14 protein-coding genes and 2 pseudogenes are annotated in these 19,599 nt (G+C 36.0%); 10 read left to right on the top strand and 6 right to left on the bottom strand.

Annotated elements, in window-relative coordinates; genetic code table 11:
* Positions 1-47: 47 nt before the first annotated feature.
* Together OPR26_RS02240 and OPR26_RS02235 are read left to right on the top strand one after the other, a co-directional pair.
* A complete protein-coding gene (locus OPR26_RS02240; RefSeq protein WP_265016111.1) occupies positions 48-2,363 on the top strand; it encodes an ankyrin repeat domain-containing protein in 2,316 nt (771 codons plus the stop codon).
* A gap of 262 nt (positions 2,364-2,625) precedes the next feature.
* The gene (locus tag OPR26_RS02235; protein ID WP_265016110.1) at positions 2,626-3,528 is read left to right on the top strand and encodes an Rpn family recombination-promoting nuclease/putative transposase; all 903 of its coding nucleotides are present in this window, start codon (positions 2,626-2,628) and stop codon (positions 3,526-3,528) included.
* A 69-nt stretch (positions 3,529-3,597) separates the two neighbouring features.
* On the opposite strand, the gene OPR26_RS02230 is transcribed toward OPR26_RS02235, so the two are convergent.
* Complete coding sequence (locus OPR26_RS02230; RefSeq protein WP_265016109.1) at positions 3,598-4,188, bottom strand: hypothetical protein; 591 nt, start codon at positions 4,186-4,188, stop codon at positions 3,598-3,600.
* A gap of 66 nt (positions 4,189-4,254) precedes the next feature.
* On the opposite strand from OPR26_RS02230, the gene OPR26_RS02225 reads away from it, so the two are divergent.
* A complete protein-coding gene (locus tag OPR26_RS02225; protein WP_264702259.1) occupies positions 4,255-5,007 on the top strand; it encodes an IS5 family transposase in 753 nt (250 codons plus the stop codon).
* 163 nt (positions 5,008-5,170) lie between these two features.
* Here OPR26_RS02225 and mgtE read toward each other — a convergent pair whose 3' ends face one another.
* A complete protein-coding gene (mgtE, locus tag OPR26_RS02220) occupies positions 5,171-6,541 on the bottom strand; it encodes a magnesium transporter (protein WP_265016108.1) in 1,371 nt (456 codons plus the stop codon).
* A gap of 145 nt (positions 6,542-6,686) precedes the next feature.
* On the opposite strand from mgtE, the gene prfB reads away from it, so the two are divergent.
* The 5 genes from prfB to cydB all read left to right on the top strand — a co-directional run bounded on the left by prfB (position 6,687) and on the right by cydB (position 12,438).
* A protein-coding gene (gene prfB / locus OPR26_RS02215) for a peptide chain release factor 2 (RefSeq protein ID WP_253302346.1) occupies positions 6,687-7,791 on the top strand; the annotation gives its coding sequence in 2 pieces (ribosomal slippage) (positions 6,687-6,761 and positions 6,763-7,791; 1,104 coding nt in all).
* A 196-nt stretch (positions 7,792-7,987) separates the two neighbouring features.
* A complete protein-coding gene (locus OPR26_RS02210) occupies positions 7,988-8,740 on the top strand; it encodes an IS5 family transposase (protein WP_264702259.1) in 753 nt (250 codons plus the stop codon).
* Positions 8,728-8,916, top strand: a complete 189-nt coding sequence (locus OPR26_RS02205; protein ID WP_265016107.1) for a hypothetical protein — start codon at positions 8,728-8,730, stop codon at positions 8,914-8,916. Before OPR26_RS02210 ends, OPR26_RS02205 begins: the two co-directional genes overlap by 13 nt.
* A gap of 1,100 nt (positions 8,917-10,016) precedes the next feature.
* Positions 10,017-11,423 carry a cytochrome ubiquinol oxidase subunit I gene (locus OPR26_RS02200; protein ID WP_265016266.1) on the top strand — a complete coding sequence of 469 codons (1,407 nt, stop codon included), beginning with the start codon at positions 10,017-10,019 and terminating at the stop codon, positions 11,421-11,423.
* Entirely contained in the window at positions 11,416-12,438 is a 1,023-nt protein-coding gene (gene cydB, locus OPR26_RS02195; protein ID WP_253302353.1) for a cytochrome d ubiquinol oxidase subunit II, read from the top strand. The genes OPR26_RS02200 and cydB overlap by 8 nt, the downstream gene beginning before the upstream one ends.
* A 275-nt stretch (positions 12,439-12,713) precedes the next feature.
* Here the strand turns inward: cydB and OPR26_RS02190 are convergent, their stop codons facing one another.
* Both OPR26_RS02190 and OPR26_RS02185 read right to left on the bottom strand, forming a co-directional pair.
* Positions 12,714-13,466 (bottom strand): IS5 family transposase, encoded by a 753-nt coding sequence (locus OPR26_RS02190; RefSeq protein ID WP_264702259.1) that lies wholly within the window; start codon positions 13,464-13,466, stop codon positions 12,714-12,716.
* 26 nt (positions 13,467-13,492) lie between these two features.
* A pseudogene (locus OPR26_RS02185) lies at positions 13,493-14,269 on the bottom strand (transposase); the annotation flags it as partial.
* Positions 14,270-14,332: 63 nt separating this feature from the next.
* Here OPR26_RS02185 and OPR26_RS07330 point away from each other — a divergent pair.
* Positions 14,333-14,506 (top strand): annotated as a pseudogene (locus OPR26_RS07330) (transposase); the annotation flags it as partial.
* Positions 14,507-14,593: 87 nt separating this feature from the next.
* On the opposite strand, the gene OPR26_RS02180 reads toward OPR26_RS07330, so the two are convergent.
* Positions 14,594-15,346 (bottom strand): IS5 family transposase, encoded by a 753-nt coding sequence (locus tag OPR26_RS02180; protein ID WP_264702259.1) that lies wholly within the window; start codon positions 15,344-15,346, stop codon positions 14,594-14,596.
* An 89-nt stretch (positions 15,347-15,435) separates the two neighbouring features.
* On the opposite strand from OPR26_RS02180, the gene OPR26_RS02175 reads away from it, so the two are divergent.
* Positions 15,436-15,786 carry a JAB domain-containing protein gene (locus OPR26_RS02175; RefSeq protein WP_265016106.1) on the top strand — a complete coding sequence of 117 codons (351 nt, stop codon included), beginning with the start codon at positions 15,436-15,438 and terminating at the stop codon, positions 15,784-15,786.
* A 423-nt stretch (positions 15,787-16,209) separates the two neighbouring features.
* Here OPR26_RS02175 and OPR26_RS02170 read toward each other — a convergent pair whose 3' ends face one another.
* A complete protein-coding gene (locus tag OPR26_RS02170; RefSeq protein WP_265016105.1) occupies positions 16,210-19,599 on the bottom strand; it encodes a UvrD-helicase domain-containing protein in 3,390 nt (1,129 codons plus the stop codon).

Here is a 19,599-nt window from a genome sequence, read left to right as displayed (position 1 = left end):
CGTGCTATGTATTACACATAATATTTTTGATAGATTAGAGGGAAAGCATGTTAACTAAAGGTACTGAACCTAAACAGGCTTTAGGTAATGAAACAAATCCAGGAGATGAAAAATGGTTGGAACAGGAAGAAGGGAAAACATCGCTAGAACAGGAAAAGCAGGATAAAACGGTAGAGAGTGAAAAATTTGCTAAACAGCGGCTAGAACGGGAAAAACAGTTAGAAGAGGAAGAACACCTAGAGCTGAAAAGATGGGAAGAACAGCTAAAACAGAAGGGAGGGGAAGAGTGGCTAGAATGGGAAGAACATAAAAAATGGCTGAAATGGGAAAAATTGGACGAACCGGCGAAATGGCTACTATTGCAAAATTGGCTAGAAGAAAGGAAGTGGCACCAGGAGGATAATGAGCATTATTTGATCAGAGAATGTTTCGAAATACGTCGTAATGATAATGATACTTTGATAGATTCTGCTAAAGGTTTAGGTACTATTAATTTAATGCGTGCATGGTTTTGTGATGAATCTGATTTAACAGAGAATCAAAAGAAGTTAAATACAAAATTATTAAATATTCTCAGCGGATATCCAGATACTGGTGGTAGAGGTAGTTGTAGCTATAGTATAAAAGTTTGTACATTTTTAAAAAGCAATAAGAACAATAAAGATCTGAAAACTGTTCTTAATCTTAAAAGAGGAGAATCTGGATTGACAGTATTGCATGCGGTAGTAAGTATGGCTGCAGAATATGGAGGAAGGTTAGCTGAAGAATATGTATCTGCTGCATGTTCACTCATAGAAGCAGGAGCTGATCCTAATGTACAGAATGATAGAGGGCAGACACCTTTGCATTATGCTGCTATTGGGTCTGGAGGTGATGGTATAGATCGCCTCATAGAAGCAGGGGCTGATCCTAATGCACAGGATATTGAAGGGAAAACACCTTTGTATTATGCTGCTGGCCTTGGTCATGACAGAGGTATAGAATTGCTCCTACGGAAGAAAGCTAAGTGCGATGTACTTGATAAAACAAGGAAACCCCCACTACAAGTTGCAATTGATAATCATCAATACCACGTTAAGAGACACTTCCCAACTGACAATCAAAAGAGGTTGGATAAAGAATTACGTGATATAATGTGCAAACGTTTCCCTATTAATGACAATTGGGATGAAGATGATAATCTCATTGCTGAAGTCGTTAAAAATCTAAAAGAGTTTTTGGATAAACATGAGGGTGACCAAGATCTAAAAGTGGTTTTAAATTTTTATGATGAAGAAGGAAAATCAATAATGTTGCAACATGCCAGAGATATTTCTTCTGTTTCTGAAGCTGCTACTGAAGTAGAAGACTTACTTTTGAAAGCAGGAGCAACTGACCAAAAAGACTATAACAGGGAAAAATGTTTGCCCAAATCCAGGACCCTATGGGATGATTTAACACCAGACCAGAAGAAGAAGCGAGATGAATTTTTTGCTAAAGTAAATCAAGCTCAAGATATGAAACAACTGGAAGAAGTCGTAGATCAAACTATACGGTCTGGAGTAAGGCTTAACTTTATTGATCCAGAGGAAGTAGCGCAACAAGATAAAGGTAGTTTTACAGATCATGTAATGAAAAAAATTAGTGCATTAAAAGAGAGTTCTGAAATTGCTAGTGGTATAATATATAAATTAGTATCAAAAGGAGCAGTGTTACATAACTTGGATAGACTGGAATCAGGATTTAAGGATCATAAAACCAATATAAAAAGAGCTCATAAAAATTATATGAATAATGCTCTAGAATTTACGAAAATTGTTAAAAATGCGGCTGCTGGTAGAGTAAAAGATGTAAAAATGGATAATTCTACTTTTTACTTAGAATACTCAGAGGACAGCACAATAAATGTTGCAAAAATTATAGATGGAGCAAGGGATTTAGGGTTAGTTCAAGGGGAAATAGAATATGGAAGAGATATAATAAAGATCGGTAAAAGTGAGGTAGAAATTATAACAGCAAATGGCATAAGGAATTACACAGACCTTGCAGATAATAGTGATATAGTATTGACTTTCCATACCAGTCAGGGGAAATTAGACGTTAGATTGTATCCTGACAAACAAGATAAAATAATAGTAGAAGTGAGTAATAAAAAGGAAATATTGGAAAAGTTCAAAAATTGTAAAGAAGAATTAGGTAAGAATTGCTCATTTGGTGGGGATTCAGTATACGATGCTATTGAACAGGGATATTTTGAAAGGTCTGGAAAATTGATGCGTTCTGAAGCAATGAGTCAATCTAATGGACAGAAAAAAGGGAGTTGGTGTGAAAGAATAAGCAGAGCCTCAAACTCAGAACAAACAACAAGCCGTGCTATGAGATAAAATGGATGGTGCTATCAGGTTAATGGCTTAAGAGATTTTCTAAGGAAATTGTCTTGATATTTATGATCTTTCAAGCATACCACTAGCTTTAAGATTTTTTAGGTCAGTTGCCTGGTGTACTACATTAATAGGAACACCTACCTCAAGTAGATTCTTCACCAACTCTTGAAATTCAGCTAACTTTAATAGACTTTAGCATAAAGAAGTTGAACATTTCTTCAGAATTGTGTATAATCATTAATGCTTTTTAGGTTAATTTCTTATGACTTTTTCTAAGTTTCTTGATCCCAAAAATGATATATCGTTCAAGCGTATCTTTGGTACTGAAAAAAATAAGGATATTCTTATTCACTTCCTCAATGATATCCTTGGCTTCACTGGTAAAAATGAAATAAAGGATATAGAGTTTTTAAGTACTATTCAAGACCCTGATATTGCTGCTAAAAAGCAAAGTATTGTTGATGTTCTCTGTAGAGATGAAAATGGACTGCAAGTAATAGTCGAAATGCAGGTCGCTAAAACTAAAGGCTTCGAGAAACGTGCTCAATACTATGCAGCTAAAGCTTATTCAAGACAAGCTGACAAGGGTGATCAATACCATGACCTTAAGGAAATTATCTTCATTGCTATAGCAGATTGTGTACTGTTTCCTAATAAATCTGAATACAAGTCAAAGCATACTATTCGAGATGAAGATACTAATGAGCATGATCTAAAAGATTTCTATTTTATATTTATTGAGTTGCCAAAATTTCCAAAGAATAAGGAAGATCAATTGGAGAATATAGTAGAAAAGTGGGCTTATTTCTTTAGGTATGCAGAGGAAACCAGTGAAGAGGAGCTGGAAAAAATAATAGGGAGTGATTTTATAATCAAAAAAGCCTATGAAGAGCTAAATAGATTTAACTGGTCAGAGAAAGAATTTATTGCCTACGAACAGGAAATAAAACGTATTCTTGATGAACAGGCTGTCCTCGCTCAAAGACTCGATGATGCTACTGAACAAGGCAAAAAAATTGGTAAAGAGGAAGGAAAAATTGAAGGAAAAATTGAAGGAAAAATTGAAGTAGCAAAAACAATGCTGGCTAATAATGTTGATGTTGACACTATTGTCAAGTTTACTGGTCTTTCTATAAGTGAGATAAAAGAATTGCAGAAAGTTTAATAACTTATAGATTCTTCTAAAGAAATTAGCTTATTTGAAATTTACTTGACGTTTTTTGAGTATGTCCTTTTATGTTGGATTCAAAGGAGATTGGATAACAGGCTGCTCCACACTTTTTACTTTCTCGAGCTTGGTGTTGGGATTTATGATATTATATAGCGCAAAACTTACACAAGCTAATCCAACTATCCCGCCAACTACCGCTATAGCGTACATTTTCAATATACAAGCTACAATGCCACAGACTAGTAATACCGCACCAACAACACTAGCCAAGATTGCTTGCCTTTGTTGCGTTGTTTTTGTTGGTGGTTTGTCTTTTTCATCTATGGTAAAACATAGTTCTATTTCAGCGGGATTTGGCTCTTGCTCATTAGTTTCTCTATCGACGGAAGTTGGTTCTACAGTGGTTTCTACTGAATCATTTTGGGCTTTTTCGCTACTTTCAAATATTGGTTGTCCCGTCTCACTATTTTTATTACATAATTTTGTGTCAGTTTCTGTAGCTTTATCAATTACGTGAGTAGTATCTTTATTTGTTACACCATATTTACATACTTCACGCACTTCCTTACTATTTTCATCTTTAGCTGTAGTAGTTTTGGTTGTAGGTGTGGTTTGCTGTTCTATGGTCGTTTTTATGCTAGGCTCTGTGGACAAAAAATATGAAAAGAGAGAAAAAGATGGTAGTTTAGCCTAATAGGTAAAAAATGGAGAAACTACCATATGCAATATTACATCAAAGAGGAAAATTGGAAACAAATTTTAGAGTTCATAAAAAGCGTAAAAGGAATGCACAGCAAAGATGAAAAACGTTTAAGAATATTCATAGAGGCAGTGTGGTACATAGTGCGAAGTGGTTGCCAATGGAGACTTTTACCAAAAACTTATGGTAATTACAGGAGTATACATAAGCGATTTAAAAGATGGTGTGAAAGAGATGTCTGGAAAAAATTGCTTGAATATACTAAACAAGAGCCTGATTTAGAAGTTGCTATAATCGACGGTACGATCATCCGAGCCCATCCATGTTCATCTGGATATACAAAAAACTCCAAGGATCAAGAAGCTTTAGGGAGGAGCAAAGGTGGCTTTACAACTAAAATACATGCGCTTGTCGATGCACTTGGAAATCCACTTAAATTTACTCTGACTCCTGGTCAAAGAAATGAAATTACGCAGGCACAAGTGTTGACCGAAAGTATCTATAACTCTACTGTAGTAGCTGACAAGGGCTACGATAGCAATGCCTTTGTTACAAGTCTTGAAGACAAGGGATGTACAGTAGTTATTCCGCCAAAACGGAATCGAAAAGTGCAAAGGTATTACGATGAGCATATCTACAAAGAACGTCATTTGATTGAGTGTTTTTTTGGTAAAATTAAAAATTTTAGGCGCATTTTTTCCAGATTTGATAAAACTGCTGAGGTTTTTATGGGTTTTCTCAATTTTGTTGGAGCTCTTGTATGGCTTCTCTAAAATTTTGTCCACAGAGCCTAGTTTACAAGCAAACTTTTCTGGATTCCAGACTGGGATGACATCATAGGGGCTACTCGGATGACACCATCTGCCACGCAAATTACCTGCAAATTGCAATGTTCGTACAGTTGTGGAATAAATTGCGATATAGCTATAGATAGTATCAGCTATTTAATAAAAAGATCGTAGCTAAACCAAGAAATATAAGAGCTGAGAGAATATCAGTTGTTGCCGATGTTAGGATTGAAGAAGAAACAGCAGGGTCAGACTTTAAACGGTGAAGCATTATAGGAATGAAAGTTCCGATAAATGTTGCAATAATTGACATCATAATCATGGAGACCACAAAAATCATCTCCACTTTGAAGCTGTGAAACCTTATTGCTAACACTACTAATGAAATAGTAGATAAGATCACTCCGTTTATCAGACCTATTAAAAATTCTTTCATCAGTATTCTTTTTGCATTTTGCTCAGTTAGATATTTTGTTGCGATTGCCCGGATGGTTAGCGTTACTGTTTGGGATCCTGCATTCCCGCTCATTGATGCAATTATCGGCATGATTATTGGTAGTACTATAAAACTTTTTATTACATCATCGAAAAAGCCAACTACTATGGAACACATTGTTGCAGCTAAGAGGTTAAACAGTAACCAAGGTAGCCTTTTAATTATAGTTTTATGTATAGGGGCATTTATATCGGCTTTAGAAGATACACCGCTTATTTTGAGTACATCCTCTTCTGTTTCTTGTTGAACAACTTTTATCACATCTTCAATTAAGATCACACCAATAATTTTACCATTCTTATTTACTACCGGAGCCGATAATAGAGAGTAATCTTTAAATATTCTTGCTACTTCCTCTTGGTCTACTCCAGTTTTAATGATTTTTATGTCATGATCCATTATCTCTTTCATCACTGTTTCACCTGAGTGAGATATTACCTTATTTAAATTAACACTGCCTATAGGCTCTAATTTTGAGTTGATAATGAATATCTGGTAAAATTTTTCTGGTATTTTTTTATAGTTGCACACAAATTCTGTCAGCTGATTTATTGTCCAATAATATGGAGCTATAACCATATCTTTATGTATTAACCTTCCTGCACTTTCTTCTGGGTATGATAGCAACTCCTCTACTGATTTCTGAGTTTTGCTGGGCAAATAGTAAAGTATATTTTCTACAGACTTTCTATCCAAATCTTTCACTATGGTTACTACATCCTCTACATCAAGGAGCATTAGTAACTTTGCTGTATTTTCTATTCCCAATGTTTCTATGATCTCTATTTGTAAATCTGGCACTACATGCACTAGGGCATCACTTAACAAATGTTGATCGAGGATATTAACTAATTTCTCCCTGTGATCACTGATCGAAGTAGATAAAAAATAAGCTAACTGAACGCTATCTATCGTTTTTACAATATTACAAACATTTTCTAGCTCATCGTTATCAAGTGACTCTATTAAGTCATCAATAGCCTTTTTGTCTAAACCATAATGAGAACTTATTTTAATATTCATTATTTTACCTTTAAATATACGTGCTTGATTCCGTTGAGCATTAAAGTATAATAAAATTATTTCAAATTAACTACTATATGGTTAAATTTCTATTTTGTTTGCTGTTATTGTTAGTAATAGTAAATATATTAAAATCTAAAGTATAATGAAAACTTATTTAGAAATTCTTGAATACTTTCAAGGCTTAAATAAAAGTATTTCTCTTATCAGGGGGTGTCTTTGACATAGAAAAATTAAAGTTGCGTTTTGAAGAGCTAGACTCCCAAGCTGCAGATGATGATCTGTGGCAAGATAACCAAAAAGCACAAGAAATTTTAAAAGAACGTTCTAAAATTAAGAATGACGTGGAGTCGTTTTTAAAGCTGGAAAGCGATTACAACGATGCCATTAGCTTAATGAAGTCTGCTATTGATGAGAATGATGAAGAATTTTTCTCTGAAGTTGAAAGTGAATTAGCTAAGCTAGAGAAATTAATCAAACTTAAAGAGACAGAATCCTTATTTACTGGTGAAGCAGATAACAATAACTGCTTTTTAGAAATCCACTCAGGAGCTGGTGGAACAGAGAGCAATGATTGGGCTGAAATGCTGATGCGCATGTATACAAGATGGGCAGAAATTTATCACAACTTTAAAGTTGAAGTTGTAGAAAAATTAGAAGGAGAGTCGGTTGGTATAAAGTCTGCAATGATAAAAATCATTGGAGAAAAAGCTTATGGGTGGACAAAAAGTGAAAGTGGAATTCACAGGCTGGTTAGAATATCGCCGTTTGATGCAAATGGTAAACGTCATACCAGTTTTGCAAGTGTAGGAGTAACTCCAGTGATAGAAGATTCAATTGATATTGCTGTGGATGAAAAGGATCTAAAGATCGACACCTACCGTGCTTCCGGAGCAGGCGGTCAGCACGTGAACAAGACTGAAAGTGCGGTACGCATTACGCATATTCCAACTGGTGTTGTAGTTCAATGCCAAAATGGTCGTTCTCAACACAGAAATAAAGATGAGGCGTTAAAATTACTTAAAGGACGTTTATACCAAATTGAACTGGAAAAAAAAGAACAAAAGATGGCTGAAGAGTATGGTAAAAAATGCGATATAGGCTGGGGCAATCAGATCAGGTCGTACGTTATGCATCCATATCAAATGGTGAAGGATTTAAGAACCGGACATGAAGTGGGCAATATAAATTCTGTTTTTGATGGTAATATAGATTGTTTCATAGTTAGTGTGCTTACTAAGCAAAATTAGACTTTTATAGCTAAAGTAATTTAGGCTTACCGACAACCATCATCCCGCTGCTTGTTAGCGGCTAAGAGATACCGCGGCGGTATGACGTAGGGCTGCTGTCATTCCGCTACTTGTTAGGCTCTGTGGACAAAAAATATGAAAAGAGAGAAAAAGATGGTAGTTTAGCCTAATAGGTAAAAAATGGAGAAACTACCATATGCAATATTACATCAAAGAGGAAAATTGGAAACAAATTTTAGAGTTCATAAAAAGCGTAAAAGGAATGCACAGCAAAGATGAAAAACGTTTAAGAATATTCATAGAGGCAGTGTGGTACATAGTGCGAAGTGGTTGCCAATGGAGACTTTTACCAAAAACTTATGGTAATTACAGGAGTATACATAAGCGATTTAAAAGATGGTGTGAAAGAGATGTCTGGAAAAAATTGCTTGAATATACTAAACAAGAGCCTGATTTAGAAGTTGCTATAATCGACGGTACGATCATCCGAGCCCATCCATGTTCATCTGGATATACAAAAAACTCCAAGGATCAAGAAGCTTTAGGGAGGAGCAAAGGTGGCTTTACAACTAAAATACATGCGCTTGTCGATGCACTTGGAAATCCACTTAAATTTACTCTGACTCCTGGTCAAAGAAATGAAATTACGCAGGCACAAGTGTTGACCGAAAGTATCTATAACTCTACTGTAGTAGCTGACAAGGGCTACGATAGCAATGCCTTTGTTACAAGTCTTGAAGACAAGGGATGTACAGTAGTTATTCCGCCAAAACGGAATCGAAAAGTGCAAAGGTATTACGATGAGCATATCTACAAAGAACGTCATTTGATTGAGTGTTTTTTTGGTAAAATTAAAAATTTTAGGCGCATTTTTTCCAGATTTGATAAAACTGCTGAGGTTTTTATGGGTTTTCTCAATTTTGTTGGAGCTCTTGTATGGCTTCTCTAAAATTTTGTCCACAGAGCCTAGCACCTCGGCGGTATGACATGGGGCTGTCTAGCTATAAGAATTCATTTGGTGGTATTACATATAGCATATTAAAACCTAGTACTAAAATGGATGAAACGAAAGAAGCGCAAAACATAAATGGGAATGTGCTAGGAGGTGGCAAGGCGGCAGCTTGACACAGTTTATAGTATCAAGTTAAGCTTAAAATATGATTGAATAGTTGTTAATAATAGTGTATAATTATTAATCTTTTCTAAGCACTTTAGCTATGGCTACTTCTAAGTTTCTCGATCCTAAGAACGACTTTGCCTTTGTGCGACGTGAAAAGTCGCTTGTTAAATTGTTTAGCAGGTCACCCTGACTAAACCGAGTGTTTTGCCATTTGTACCCTACTAAACTGTATAAGTGCAGTAATACCTTGTGCAAAGCGTTTAGGACAACAAACCCGCCTGAAAAGGAGAAGTTCGATCTATGAAGAAAGAACAATGCTACAAGTGTCAAGTTGGCACGGGGGCTAGGGTTGGACGGTATGGATAACGTAAGTGAATGATTGTAAGCACCGTTAAGTTGAACAAGCCAAAGACACTGACAGGCTTGAACCAAAAGGTAAGTGGCTGGTTATCAAACTGAATGCATTTGATACGCAAACATAAATGCCACCGGTGTAGTAGATCGATCCTAACCTGTATGTAGTTTAATAAGTGGAACACGGAAACCCCATATATCTCTGAGTATTTTTTATACATGGTAAGGTTGATCGCGAGAAAGACTGACGGGTATGTGGGATTGGGAGTGTGGAAAAAGTGAATGCTCAGCTGTAATGGATGAGATACAGGTTTAAACGTTACCTGGCTTGAAAGGGAACTGACGTCCACAATGGTCATCTTGGACAAGATTGTTTGTAAAACCTTTAATAGAGAGGAAAGCAGATGATTACAAGTAAAACTGTAAGTGCACCTTCCAAACAACACGTTCGAACTTTTCTTTATAGTAATTTTACTATATCACAAAGTCAGCTATATTAGCTCATTTTAACCAAGTTTACATATGAACTAATTTGCTTAGCTTTGTTGCAACAATTTTACGTTTCTATTTTCACAACCTATTTTTACGCAATGCGTTCTCACAAAGGTAGGTACTATTTTTGGAGAAAGTGAATAATTAAAACTTTTGTGGTGCTAATTGGTATGGAGTTTTTGCTAAATATTTTGTGAAAAAATAGATTGAATTATAGGTAGATTTGGCTATTATTTGTAATACATGGGTATTGGGTAAAATGTTTGAATTTAGTTCTGTGCTGCTAGCTCGAATTCAGTTTGCCTTCACAATAGGCTTTCACATTATATTTCCTGCTTTCACGATCGGACTTGCAAGTTTTCTAGCCTTTTTGGAGTGGTGTTGGCTTAAGACTGGTGATACACGTTTCCGTGATGTTTATAGATTCTGGATCAAGATTTTTTCCGTTGCTTTTGGCATGGGAGTGGTATCTGGAGTTGTGATGTCATATCAACTTGGTACCAATTGGTCGATTTTTTCTGACCGCATAGCCAATGTTCTTGGCCCTCTATTTTCCTTTGAGGTTTTAACAGCCTTTTTTCTGGAGGCATCTTTTTTGAGTATTATGCTATTTGGATGGAATAGAGTAAGTCCTCGTATGCACTTTGCTTCTACTTGTATTGTTGCAGTGGGAACGCTTATTTCAGCTTTTTGGATTATTGCAGCCAACAGTTGGATGCAAACACCCGCTGGATTCACGATTGGTGAGAATGGTCTCTTATATCCAACCAATTGGTTAGAGATTATTTTTAATCCTTCTTTCCCTTATCGCTTTATTCATATGGTAACAGCAGCCTATCTTACAACAGCTTTTGTGGTTGGTAGTGTAGGATCATTTTATCTTTGGAGAAAACGACACGCTCCTCAAGCAAGAATTATGCTTGGTATGGCAACCATTATGGTAGCTTTAGCTGCACCGTTTCAGCTGTTCATGGGGGATAGGCATGGATTAAATACACTAAAGCATCAACCTGCTAAGATTGCTGCAATGGAAGGTATATGGGAAACCGAAAAAGGGGCTGGCTTACTTTTGTTTGCTTATCCGGATCAGCAAAATGAAATTAATCATTACGAAATAAAAATTCCTAATCTTGCCAGCTTGATCTTAACACATGATTTTTTAGGAGAAGTAAAAGGATTAAAGGAATGGAAAAAAGAAGATAGACCGCCTGTAATATGGGTATTCTGGTCCTTTCGTATAATGGTTGGAATTGGAATTTTAATGATCATAATTGGATTAGTAAGTGTTGTGCAATACTTTCGTGGCAAATTATTTCAAAGTTGTTTCTTGCATGGATGGTGGATATTAATGATGCCCTCTGGTTTTATAGCATTGCTCGCAGGTTGGTTTACTACTGAAATTGGCCGTCAACCTTACACTGTGTATGGAATTATGCGCACAATTGAATCATTTTCACCTGCGATTACCGGTCCTCAGGTTGCATGGTCTCTGATTGCATTTATCGTTATGTATACCCTCATATTTGGAGCAGGCAGTTACTATATCCTGAAACTTATATACAAAGGAATTCCTGTCATTAAAGAAGAAGAGCAATTTTATAAACACGGTATTGGAGCTTCAGTGATTGATGCTGGTACATCTGGAAAGGACAACAATCATGTTTGATTTTTCTTCCTTAATTAATTTACCCCTAATCTGGGGATTACTAATTGCCATAGCTGTTTTACTGTATGTTTTAATGGATGGGTTTGATTTAGGTGTTGGTATTTTACTTCCTTTTGCACCGTCAGATAAATGCCGTGATCACATGATAAGTTCAATTGCACCATTTTGGGATGGAAACGAAACATGGTTGGTATTGGGTGGTGGAGGGTTGTTTGCTGCTTTTCCTCTTGCATATTCAATATTAATGCCTGCTTTTTATATTCCAATCATTATTATGCTGCTTGGCCTTATAGTGCGCGGAGTATCCTTTGAGTTTCGTTTTAAGGCAGAAGGAAAATACAAGCAATTATGGGATTATGCCTTTCATTTTGGGTCACTTGGTGCTGCATTTTGCCAAGGCATGATTTTAGGTGCATTTATACATGGTGTAGAAGTAAACGGACGCAACTTTTCTGGTGGCCAATTTGATTGGGCAAGTGCTTTTAGTGTAATGACAGGCATTGCTGTGATATTTGGATATGCACTTTTAGGTTCTACATGGCTCATAATGAAGACAGAAAATATAACACAAGAATGGGCACGCAAGGTTGCTTCTTATACGCTTGGTTTTGTAGGTATTTTCATGGGACTAGTGAGTATAATGACACCATTTTTAAATGAACGTATTAAAAACTTTTGGTTTAGTATGCCAAATTTTTATTATTTATTTTCTATTCCATTACTCACATCTTGGCTATTTTTCATGTTGTGGTTTGATCTCCAGAATACTAAACGGGAGTACCGTCCATTCTTTCTCAGTATTGCTATTTTTTTTATGGGATATTTAGGTTTAGGAATTAGTATCTATCCATGGATTATACCTTTTCAATATACCATTCTGGATGCAGCTGCTTCTGGGCCAAGTTTATCTTTAATGCTCATTGTTATAATACCTCTTTTACCAATCATTTTAACTTATACTGGTTATTGCTATTATGTCTTTCGTGGAAAATCAAATCATGAACACACATATTGATAAGTTAATAATCTCATGGTTAAAGCGCCACCCTCGAATCAAGCAATGGCTATGGTTTGTTGTTTTGTGGGTCAGTGGTTTATTAGCAGTATCGATATTAACTTATCCGATCAAGTTGATAGTTAATTTTTATAAATAACATATTTTCTGTGTTTCTTCTCGTACCTAATTGTTCCATACGCAGTCAAGTTAAGGAAAAGTAGCATTAGGAAGAAGGCTGTTTTAAATATTAAATGCAGTAATCTAGATTTAATCTAGGCTCTGTGGACAAAATTTTAGAGAAGCCATACAAGAGCTCCAACAAAATTGAGAAAACCCATAAAAACCTCAGCAGTTTTATCAAATCTGGAAAAAATGCGCCTAAAATTTTTAATTTTACCAAAAAAACACTCAATCAAATGACGTTCTTTGTAGATATGCTCATCGTAATACCTTTGCACTTTTCGATTCCGTTTTGGCGGAATAACTACTGTACATCCCTTGTCTTCAAGACTTGTAACAAAGGCATTGCTATCGTAGCCCTTGTCAGCTACTACAGTAGAGTTATAGATACTTTCGGTCAACACTTGTGCCTGCGTAATTTCATTTCTTTGACCAGGAGTCAGAGTAAATTTAAGTGGATTTCCAAGTGCATCGACAAGCGCATGTATTTTAGTTGTAAAGCCACCTTTGCTCCTCCCTAAAGCTTCTTGATCCTTGGAGTTTTTTGTATATCCAGATGAACATGGATGGGCTCGGATGATCGTACCGTCGATTATAGCAACTTCTAAATCAGGCTCTTGTTTAGTATATTCAAGCAATTTTTTCCAGACATCTCTTTCACACCATCTTTTAAATCGCTTATGTATACTCCTGTAATTACCATAAGTTTTTGGTAAAAGTCTCCATTGGCAACCACTTCGCACTATGTACCACACTGCCTCTATGAATATTCTTAAACGTTTTTCATCTTTGCTGTGCATTCCTTTTACGCTTTTTATGAACTCTAAAATTTGTTTCCAATTTTCCTCTTTGATGTAATATTGCATATGGTAGTTTCTCCATTTTTTACCTATTAGGCTAAACTACCATCTTTTTCTCTCTTTTCATATTTTTTGTCCACAGAGCCTAAGATATAACCGAACTCCTGTGCCTTTTTGATTAAATTTTTTACAACTTTCTCTTTGTAACGTGTTTCATAATAATCTATTCCTCTTTCTACATATTCTTGTCCATACTTCAACATACTATAAAAGATACATGCTAATTTCCTTGCCGTAGCAGTAATCGCTTTTGGTGCACCTAGTCGTTTTTTTAACCTTCTACAATATGCACCTATTCCGCTATTGCTTCTTGATACACAGTGAGCAGCCATTCGAAATGCATTCGCGGCACGATTAATGACTTTACGTGTTCTTGTGCTAAACACTTTTTCCCCTGTAATTTTATTAGCAGGGCTTAGCCCCAACCACGAAGTAAAATGCTTTTCTGATCGCCATTTATTATAGTTAATACCAACTTCCGAAATGATAGTTTGTACAGTTAGTATATCCAATCCAGGAATTTTGGTAAAATCTATACCAGTTACTCGATATAATTCTTCATGCAAAGCAAAGTTTGGTTTACTTTTTCTATACTTATTTTTCTCTTCACCTAACTTTTTACTCTCATCAGACTTTGTCTCAAATGTTTTATAATATTCTTCAATGCTCCTGTCACATTCTGCTACTTTTTCCTGATAAATATTATATAGCTCAAATTCTTGCTTTAATGTAAATAGGTGTTCTTTCCTATAGTTTCCTGCTAATGCTTTTGCAATAACAGATTTATCACTTTTTATTCGTCCATCTCTTAGAGCATGTCTTCAAACTGAGTAGAAAGAAGTTAAGAAGTATGGTATAAGGTACATTTTAAGATGTACCCAAGCGATATAAGTGACAAAGAATGGAAGACAATAGAGCCATATTTTGAACCTAAAAAGACCGGCAGACCAAGAAAACATAGTATTAGAACAATTATTAATGCAATCCGCTATATGATGAGAACAGGATGTCAATGGAGACAACTGCCTAAAGATTTTCCACCATGGAAAACCGTATATAGTTGTAATTCGCGCTTGAAAAAAAGTGGAATATGGCAAGAAATTCATGATTTTCTAGGCTCTGTGGACAAAATTTTAGAGAAGCCATACAAGAGCTCCAACAAAATTGAGAAAACCCATAAAAACCTCAGCAGTTTTATCAAATCTGGAAAAAATGCGCCTAAAATTTTTAATTTTACCAAAAAAACACTCAATCAAATGACGTTCTTTGTAGATATGCTCATCGTAATACCTTTGCACTTTTCGATTCCGTTTTGGCGGAATAACTACTGTACATCCCTTGTCTTCAAGACTTGTAACAAAGGCATTGCTATCGTAGCCCTTGTCAGCTACTACAGTAGAGTTATAGATACTTTCGGTCAACACTTGTGCCTGCGTAATTTCATTTCTTTGACCAGGAGTCAGAGTAAATTTAAGTGGATTTCCAAGTGCATCGACAAGCGCATGTATTTTAGTTGTAAAGCCACCTTTGCTCCTCCCTAAAGCTTCTTGATCCTTGGAGTTTTTTGTATATCCAGATGAACATGGATGGGCTCGGATGATCGTACCGTCGATTATAGCAACTTCTAAATCAGGCTCTTGTTTAGTATATTCAAGCAATTTTTTCCAGACATCTCTTTCACACCATCTTTTAAATCGCTTATGTATACTCCTGTAATTACCATAAGTTTTTGGTAAAAGTCTCCATTGGCAACCACTTCGCACTATGTACCACACTGCCTCTATGAATATTCTTAAACGTTTTTCATCTTTGCTGTGCATTCCTTTTACGCTTTTTATGAACTCTAAAATTTGTTTCCAATTTTCCTCTTTGATGTAATATTGCATATGGTAGTTTCTCCATTTTTTACCTATTAGGCTAAACTACCATCTTTTTCTCTCTTTTCATATTTTTTGTCCACAGAGCCTAGGAAAAATTGCTTGATTATTTAAGAATAAGTATAGGAAGCCTCAATAAGGAAAATTTTCGCGTCATCTATATGAATAAAAAGTATCGTCTAATAGCGGAAGACCTGCAAAATATTGGTACAGTAGATCAAACTCCTCTTTATGTCAGAGAGATCATCAAGCGCGCACTTTTGATTGGTTCAACATCCATTGTAATATCTCACAATCATCCAAGCGGAGATACACAACCTTCAAATAGCGATATATCTCTCACTAGACAACTAGCAGAAGCTTGCCAAAGTATAGGAATAGAATTAATAGATCACATTATTATTACATTCAGTAGCTATTTTAGTTTCAAGGAAAATAGGCTGTTGTGAAAGCCTTTATAGCTACAGTAACTTAGATTTACCGACAACCGTCATCCCGCTGCTTGTTAGCGCCGCGGCGCATAAGTGTTGAAAGTGCAGTCACACAAGGTGATTAATGGTATGTAAATCTCCTCTTGATATCAACCTTCGTTGTTGGGAAAGCAGATAAACCACGTCAAAAATTCGCTTAAACCTTCTAACCACAGGCAAAAAGGCGCTTTTTTGATTTATTTTATTATCATTGAAATTTATGCCATTAACCACCTTATATAATGCCACTTATAGCACTTTCAACACTTATGCGCCGCGGCGGAGTGACGGTTAAGCAATTCGTCATCCCGCTACTTGTTAGCGGGATCTCTTGTTAGCGGCTGAGATACCGCGAATGAATCGCGGTATGACGTAGTAGCTATTTCTTGCAATCAAGTTTCGTTAAAAGTCAGATTGAATGGTTAAATCTTCCACCCAAATAACCACGCACTCTACTTGCTTGTTTGGATATATTTCTTGTACTAAGGTTTTATAGGTCAGCATTTGCTTTTTTATTTCATTTAATAAGGAAACAGAAACGTTACGGTGTGATTTGTAGTCAATTATGATTGCTTTATCTTGCGTTATGCATAGCCTATCTAGTCGTACTAATACTGATTTGCCATCGATTATTCCACTCAGTGTAATCTCTGATTTGCCTCCTAAGTCAAACAAATAGCCATATTTTTCATTAAAGGCCAATATTTTACTGTAAATTTCATCCTTATCTTCACTGGTGTTTATATTGTCAAGATATTTTCTGACCCAGTTTTTTCTCCTGTCTTTCTCTATCTTAGGCATATACTGCAATATGCTGTGAATGATCAGGCCTCTTGCATAACCATCTGTTATCCAAGTAGCTGATGCTGGCTTTTCTTCTTTTTCCAGTGTCAAGCACTGGGATGACAGGGGAGGACGCTGGGATGACAGGGGAGAGCGAGTAGCTGATGCTGGTTCTCCTTCTTTTTTACTGGATTCCAGTGTCAAGCACTGGAATGACATTGATAGGTTTGGCGGAAGCGAAATCACTGGAACGTCAAAATAATCACGTTTTTTATAAATGTAAGGGTAGTTTGCGTTCACACATAGCACTTCAACTTTTTCTTTAAATATTGGCTGTAAATATGCTTGTTTCTTTTCATATTGTTCTCCATATCTTGTGATTAGATCATACCAAGAGCCCTTTTGCACTGGCTCTTTACTTAAGATGTATAACTCATCTTCAGCACGTGTGAGTGCTACGTATAATAAACGCAAATATTCATTATAATCCTCTAGTTTTTTCTCTCTTTTTACTTGATCGCAATAAGCGTTGTTGTTTTTTCCACACCAAAATGGCACTTCTATTCCATCAAAGATAATGCTTTCACTGTTTCTTGGCACTGTGTTTGTATCAACCAAAAATACTATGGGAGCTTGCAGACCTTTTGATTTGTGAATTGTCATTATTCGCACAGCATTGCGTTCTGATTGCATATCATTCTTAATCTCCGGATTATTCTCCTTGATCCATTGAACAAATGCTTGAAGAGATGGGTTCTCAAATTGCAACACAAGGTTCATAAATTCGTCTAGGACCTCAAAGCACTCAAGACCTAGCCTTGCAGCAAATTTCTTCTTACCTGTACGCAATATATGTGTAAATAGTGCAAGAGGGGATTCTGTGCGAGATAAGTTAATGAGATAGTTTAATTCACTATAGATAACCACAGAATAATCCTGAATTCTTTCCCATAGTGAATGCTCTTTACGGTCGTATGCAATGTTAAATAAATCATCCTCGGTGAAATTAAATAGCGGTGATTTTAAAGCATTTGCAAGAGCTAAATCATTTGCCTGGAGGAGTAAAAATTCGGCCAAAGCTATTAAGTCCTGCACGGCTATATAGTCCATAATTCTAAAATAATCTCGGCCTACAACTGGCACGTTTGCTTTTTTAAGTTCGCTTATTATGTAATCAACTAACACGTTTCGTTGTCGTACCAGAACCATAATGTCTCTTGGTTCTATATGGCGATCTTTAGCAACTAAGATCCGCCCTTCATTTAACCAGTTGTGAATTTTGTGGGCTATTGCCTGAGCAAGTAATCGATCTGCTATTGTATAACCTTCCTTGCATGTCAGAGGAATTTGTAAAGCTTGCTGTTCTTTCTCTTTGCGCCTTGGTAACGCTGGCCAAATTTCAATATATCCTTGGTCATTTTCTCTGTGTGGAACATGTTTTATTTCATTATCATTAAAAGATATTTCTGCGCGGAAGTTATTAAATATTCTATCTACAAGCATCAAAACTTCTGGAGTTGAACGAAATGACTTTTCAAGTTGGCATGATATCCAATCTCTACCACCAGTTTTCGTATGAAAGTATTGTTGCATATAGTTGAATAGATGGGGATTTGCTCCTTGAAATCTGTATATAGATTGTTTTACGTCACCAACTACAAATAAGGTTCGCTTTTCATCATTACCGGCAAAAAATTCATCGCAGAGATTTGTTATAATTTTCCACTGGCTGATGCTATTGTCTTGTGCCTCGTCAACAAGGATGTGATCTATTTTTTGATCCAAGTTAAACAATATCCAATCTTTGTAGTTTGGATTGCTGAGAAGATTTGTTGCTAAGTCAATTATATCATTGTAGTCAAGCAGTGCGTTTTTTGATTTTTCGCTACTGTATAGATCAATATATACTTTAAATATACCAAGTAAGCTACTGGTTCTCTTGAATATTTGATAAGAGTTCATGTCTCTTATATGGGTAAATACTACATTCTGAACGCTCTCTATTATTTGCTCTGCATCTTTGAATTTCTCCAAAATACTTTTTGTTGCAATGGATGATATGTTCTTTTTTTCGTGCGATTCTGATTTGAGAAATACCTTGGCTAGACTTTCTATATCCTCCTTATTGGTGCTGTCACACCAATCAGAGAGCATTGCACTATAACTCTGATCTCTTTTACTGCCTTCACTTAATATCTCTGCTAATCTTTTTATATGCTCAGTCGTTCCACTTTGTAAATCATGAATTCCATCTGGAGCATTGAGTTTATCTTTGATATATTCCGAATCATTTGCTGACATCGATCTCTTTACACATAAAGTATAAAGCAAATCGCGTAGTTTATTTTCATCAATTTCAGTTGCAATGAAGTTTATACTATCTTGCACAGTTTCGTTATGAAGCACTTTATTGAATATGATGGAATGTAATTCTTTACATTCACTCAGTGTACAATTTGGGGCGATGCCAGCTTCTATGGGAAAGTTGGAAATTAATTTGTAACAGAAAGCGTGTATGGTTTGTATAGTTAGACCAAGATTTTCCAGTTCAGAGAAAAGCCTTCTTGCTCTTGTTAAATAATCTTTATTTTTTCTGGATCCCAGTGTCACGCACTGGGATGACACCAAAGGGTTTACCGCTGGTTTTTTGCTTAAATCATGGTTATGCGATGCACCACCCCCTGTCATCCCAGTGCGTGACACTGGGATCCATTCTTTTTTTTTACTGGATTCCAGCGTCACGCGCTGGAATGACATCGGAAAGAAATCTAGTTGTTCTAGATCTGCTGCCAACACACTATCTGAACATATTGCCCACTTACTGAGTATGCTGTGAATGCGATTCCCCATCTCGTTTGCTGCAGCATTGGTGAACGTTAAGCAAAGAATATTTCTTTTGTTTTCTAATAAAAGTCTCAATACTCTGTCTATTAAGATTTTTGTTTTGCCTGTACCAGCGGACGCATTTACCCATACAGAGAAATTGGGATTTATGGCATTTGATCTCAT

The sequence above is a fragment of the Wolbachia endosymbiont (group A) of Anoplius nigerrimus genome, assembly GCF_947251795.1.
In the GTDB taxonomy this organism is placed as follows: Bacteria; Pseudomonadota; Alphaproteobacteria; order Rickettsiales; family Anaplasmataceae; genus Wolbachia.
The sequence above is the reverse complement of the archived record's forward strand: the minus strand, read 5'-3'. Positions and strand labels throughout refer to the sequence as shown.

Coding starts and splice junctions, on each gene's coding strand:
- OPR26_RS02200 (WP_265016266.1), top strand. CDS start 10,017: ATGTTTGAATTTAGTTCTGTGCTGCTAGCTCGAATTCAGTTTGCCTTC.
- OPR26_RS02235 (WP_265016110.1), top strand. CDS start 2,626: ATGACTTTTTCTAAGTTTCTTGATCCCAAAAATGATATATCGTTCAAG.
- OPR26_RS02210 (WP_264702259.1), top strand. CDS start 7,988: ATGCAATATTACATCAAAGAGGAAAATTGGAAACAAATTTTAGAGTTC.
- cydB (WP_253302353.1), top strand. CDS start 11,416: ATGTTTGATTTTTCTTCCTTAATTAATTTACCCCTAATCTGGGGATTA.
- OPR26_RS02225 (WP_264702259.1), top strand. CDS start 4,255: ATGCAATATTACATCAAAGAGGAAAATTGGAAACAAATTTTAGAGTTC.
- OPR26_RS02205 (WP_265016107.1), top strand. CDS start 8,728: ATGGCTTCTCTAAAATTTTGTCCACAGAGCCTAGCACCTCGGCGGTAT.
- OPR26_RS02190 (WP_264702259.1), bottom strand. CDS start 13,466: ATGCAATATTACATCAAAGAGGAAAATTGGAAACAAATTTTAGAGTTC.
- OPR26_RS02170 (WP_265016105.1), bottom strand. CDS start 19,599: ATGAGATCAAATGCCATAAATCCCAATTTCTCTGTATGGGTAAATGCG.
- OPR26_RS02240 (WP_265016111.1), top strand. CDS start 48: ATGTTAACTAAAGGTACTGAACCTAAACAGGCTTTAGGTAATGAAACA.
- OPR26_RS02180 (WP_264702259.1), bottom strand. CDS start 15,346: ATGCAATATTACATCAAAGAGGAAAATTGGAAACAAATTTTAGAGTTC.
- mgtE (WP_265016108.1), bottom strand. CDS start 6,541: ATGAATATTAAAATAAGTTCTCATTATGGTTTAGACAAAAAGGCTATT.